The sequence below is a fragment of the Borrelia hispanica CRI genome (genome assembly GCF_000500065.1).
Classification (GTDB): domain Bacteria; phylum Spirochaetota; class Spirochaetia; order Borreliales; family Borreliaceae; genus Borrelia; species Borrelia hispanica.
Map to the genome: position 1 here is coordinate 1 of NZ_AYOU01000125.1, position 4,528 is coordinate 4,528.

3 protein-coding genes and 1 pseudogene are annotated in these 4,528 nt (G+C 30.9%); 3 read left to right on the plus strand and 1 reads right to left on the minus strand.

Features of this window, described 5'->3' with window-relative positions; translation table 11 throughout:
• On the minus strand, positions 1 to 1,147 hold a 1,147-nt coding region (locus tag U880_RS0105530; RefSeq protein ID WP_024655109.1), incomplete at its 3' end, for a plasmid maintenance protein.
• 219 nt (positions 1,148 to 1,366) lie between these two features.
• Here U880_RS0105530 and bdr point away from each other — a divergent pair.
• From bdr to U880_RS10160, 3 genes and pseudogenes are all read left to right on the plus strand, one after another.
• On the plus strand, positions 1,367 to 1,897 hold the full coding sequence (gene bdr / locus U880_RS0105535; protein WP_456061756.1) for a Bdr family repetitive protein: 531 nt from the start codon (positions 1,367 to 1,369) through the stop codon (positions 1,895 to 1,897).
• Between the two features lie 526 nt (positions 1,898 to 2,423).
• Positions 2,424 to 3,386 carry a variable large family protein gene (locus tag U880_RS10155; protein WP_038359351.1) on the plus strand — a complete coding sequence of 321 codons (963 nt, stop codon included), beginning with the start codon at positions 2,424 to 2,426 and terminating at the stop codon, positions 3,384 to 3,386.
• Positions 3,387 to 3,588: 202 nt separating this feature from the next.
• Positions 3,589 to 4,528 (plus strand): annotated as a pseudogene (locus U880_RS10160) (variable large family protein); the annotation flags it as partial.

The following is a 4,528-nucleotide window of genomic DNA, read 5'->3' on the forward strand; positions in this document are numbered from 1 at the left end:
TTTCGCCATATTTTTCTTTTTTCGTCGTGTAATTTTTCTTATATTTGTGCGAGTACCAATCTTTGAATCGGCCCTCCCATATGAGATCATAGTCGTTTATTACGCCATCTGTTCTTTTCATCATCATCCACACTTTGTACTTGTACCTGTTGCCAAATTGCTTTAGAAAGTGTTTCAAAATATCTTCGATGTCATATTCTTTCCCATACTCATTTATGGCAGTCTCCAAATTTAGCAAGGCGTTTATGTACGTTGAATCGTTGTTGCTCAGCTCTTTCACCTGTTGCATATAGTTTTTGCTTATTTTGTGCACTTCTATCAGTCTAGTTTTTACGCCAATTCGTTTAAATTGCACTTTTTCAYTTTTYTKTTCMACRYTTTTTGGTTTTTTACATGAAAGACTTTTTACAGAGTTTTTCTCTAAAGAGTTCTTAGAATTCTCTTTATTTATATTGCTTATATTAGCTTTATTAAAATAATCCAAACTTTGCACATGCGAAATTATACCCATGCGATTTTTATGAAGTTGTTCGTTAGTTTTGTTTTCTATTTTTTCTGTTATAAATTTTATAGTTTTTGAATTTATATTTTTGGGTTCATTATCAAAAGGCTCATCAAGATCGAAGTTTCCAATTATGATTTTATCTTTTAAATTATCTTGTAGCATTTGTGTTAGATATTCTAATATCGCGTCTTTATGTGTAGGCATTAGTTCCATGTTTTGCACATAATAAGCGACACTTCCTTTTCCTTTTCCAAATCTTATGATTTTAGATTTTATTAGATTTAGATTATTGAGTAGCTTTATATCTAATTCTAGTGTGCGTTTACATACTTTTTTTGCAGCATCATTTTCTAATAATTTAAGTACTATTTTTTGGATGTCACATGCTGAATATTCTTCAATTCCCATTGATTGTTTATAGTTTGTATTTTTAGTATTGATTGCCCAATAAACTTTAATTATTCTGTTATATCGTTTTAGCATCTTGATTATTTGCAATTTAACATAGGACATTCGTATTGTTTGACTATTATGGGGATTTTTATAAATATTTAATTCTACAAGGCTTTTTAATATTATATTTATTTGACCTTTTGGGTCTTGATGTTTGAAATTCTTTTTGTCTTTTGTTATACTTAGCATAGGGTTTTTTTTGTATCCAAAGTTTGGATTTTCTTTTTACAAAGAATCTTTGGATTGTTACTTGTATATTATTATATACAAAAATTTCACTCTTGGCTAGATTTGGGTCAAGGTGATTTTTTATACCCCAAATAAATGTTTACTTATATTATTAACAATAATTATTTTAACATGATTGAAAATGCTGTATAATTGTATAAGGAGATTGTTGTGGAATATATGCGAATGCAACCTGTAGTTACTCGACAGATGGTATTAAATGAGCTTATTAAGGCAGGTATTAATAAAGAAATTGCTGATGACTTGTCTTATAGATACTATAAAAATGAGCTTACTTATAAAGATATTGAGTATCTCAAAGAAAACTTTGACATAAAATTAAAACATTTAGAAGAAAAAATTTTTGATACAAAAGAAGAACTTATTAATAGAATGGATACCAAATTCACTGAGCTTGATAATAAGATAGACAATATAAAAGGTGAATTAAAATCAGATATTAAAGAACTTGATAACAAGCTCAATATTAAATTTAATGAGTTTGATAATAAGATAAATGTTGTTGAAAATAACTTAAATGTTAAAATTGATATTAAATTTGATGAGCTTGATAATAAAATTGAAATTAACAAAATAGAACTTAATAGTAAATTAAAATTACATAATTGGATGTTTGGAACTATTATCACACTTAATGTAGGGATTTTTTTGGCATTAATTTCAATAATTTATTCGGTTTTGGGTAAGTAAATACAAATTGTTAATTTTATTACAAAATCGATAGGATTAAGTTTCCAGATAACAATATAAAATCATGTTATTTTAGAGAATGAATGACGTTTATGGCTGTGACTGAGCTATAGAAAATGTCTTTAATCATAATTGATTGTATAATAGGTTTAATTCGTAAAAAGATATTGAAAGGATGTATTTTATGAAAAAGATAATAAATTGTATTATAAAATGTAAGCTTTGATTCTTACTTATTTGCGATATTTAAGTTGTTTTAGAAAATTTTAATGATATCTGATTATAATTTTAATTGTTATTAATATAATATGTATTAAAAATACATTAAAGTTTATAAAAAGCAACGTTTCATGCAATAGGTGTATGTCATAAAATATGAGAAAGTCAATATTAGAGATAATGCCAAGGATATTTGATTGATTTTGTTTTTTGTGTCTTTACTGTTTTTAGTAGATGGACTAATAAAAAGAAACAAGGAATCGATATAAATATTAAAAAGATGATAAAAAAGAATAAAATATAATGGATGGTGATGGGATGTAATAGTGGGGGAGTTGCGGGAGGAGAGGAAGGAAAGAATAAATTTTTGCAGTCATTAGTTAATGTAAGTAATGAATTTTTGAATGTTTTCACTTCATTTGGGGATATGGTAGGGAGTGTATTGGGATTAAATTTGGAGAGTAAGAAATCGGATGTAGGGAATTACTTTAAGAAGGTGCAGGAGACTGTACAAGGGATAAAGGATGGGCTTAATAAAATTGTTGCTAAAATGAAGGAAGAAAAGAATCCTAATGCAGAGGCTACTGAGAGTGCGGTAAAAAAATTGTTAAGTGAAACACTAGATAAGATAATTGGTGGAGCAAAGGCTGCAAGTGAGGCAATAGGAGATGCTAGTGAACCAATTGGTGCTGTTGCTGCTCAGAATAATGGAGGTACTGCTGGTGATATTAATAGTTTAGTAAAAGGAATTAAAGGAATAGTAGAAGTAGTACTTAAAGAGGGTAAACATGATGCTGGGGATGATAAGAAGGCTGAAAATCTTAGTGCAAGAACTGGTGTTGATGGAGAAGCTGGGAAATTATTTGGTGTTGGTGCTATTGCTGATACTGCTAATGCAAAGAAATCAGCGGCAGATGTATCAAAAGCAGTAGGAGCAGTGACTGGTGCTGATATTTTGCAGGCTATAGTTAAAAATGCTAGTGCTACTGTTGCTAATGCAAAAGATGGAACAATAGCAGGAGCTATGGCATTGCGAGCTATGGCAAAGAATGGTAAATTTGCTAATGATAATGCTGGAACTGCTGAAGTTACTACTGCAGTTAAAGGGGCTGCTGTTAGTGCAGTAACTAAGGCACTAGATATATTAACAATAGCAATAAGGAAGATAATAGATGCAGGACTTAAAGAAGTAAAAGCAGCAATGAAAATTAATACTAATGCTACTACTGTAGCATCTGAGAATAGTGGTTCTGGTGGTCAAAATAAATAGGCAAAGTTATGTAAGTAAATAATAAAAATAAAGTCATAAAGTGAAGATACTAAGAGTTAAGCTTTTGGTATCTTTTATTTTATAGTGTGTTAAATAGAAATATGTTACTTGATATGATTAATTTTATTATTTGTGATTTCTTTAAAATGTTCTAATTAAAAGTATTCAGTTTATTATATAAAATTGTACAAACAAAGATAATATGGTGATGGGATGTAATAGTGGGGGAGTAAAGGGAAAAGGGACAGGAGGAGGAGATGGGAGAGGATTAAGTGGAGCAATGATGGAAGTAGGGAGAAGTGCAGAGAATGCATTTTATGCATTTTTGGAGTTAGTGTCAGATGTATTGGGATTTAAAGTGAACACAACTACAAAGAGAGAGGATGTAGGAGTATATTTTAATAACCTAGGTAAGAGGCTTGGCGAGGCATCAAAAGAATTAGAGGAAGTAGCACAAAAAGCAGAGGTAGGTGTTGATAAAAGTGATTTATCAAAAAATCCAATTAGAGAAATAGTTAATTCAGCCAAGGGAGTTTTAGATACGTTAAAAGGACATTTAGAGTCATTAGGGCAGGTAGGTGATGCTAGTCTAGTAGGTGAGGCGGTAACTAATAATAAAGGAGTAACAGTAGATGACAATTCAATAAAGAAAACCCTTAAAGCATTGCAAGAAATAGTAAAAGTAGCAAAAGGAGAAAATATTTCAGAACCAAGATCGGGAAGTACAGCAGTAAAGTTAGGTGATGMGGATAATAAGGAAGGAGYTAAGATATTGTCTACAAATGAGGCTTCGGAAGCAGGAAGTGTATCTAAAGCAGTGTTAATACTATCAYAAGTGTAAGTGGAGGTGGAGAAGAAATGCTGGCATCAATAGTGAAATCTACAGAAAATAGGGTTGTGGCTTTGACAGGTAATGCAACTTCAGGTACAACTCCATTGGAATTTGCAAAAGGAGGAACATCGGCTCACTTAGCAAATGCTTCAGATGCAAAAGCAGCAGCAGTAGCAGGAGGAATAGCATTACGTTCATTGGTTGAAGACGGTAAATTGGCATCAGGAGCTCAAGATGGACAAGCAGGAGGAAAAGAAGAAGTACAAAAAGTAGGGATAACCGCAGTAAATAAGTTATTGGGAGCAGTAGA

What these genes read in the sequence shown, in the direction of transcription:
- bdr (WP_456061756.1), top strand. Translation starts at nt 1,367, where the DNA reads ATGCGAATGCAACCTGTAGTTACTCGACAGATGGTATTAAATGAGCTT.
- U880_RS10155 (WP_038359351.1), top strand. Translation starts at nt 2,424, where the DNA reads ATGGTGATGGGATGTAATAGTGGGGGAGTTGCGGGAGGAGAGGAAGGA.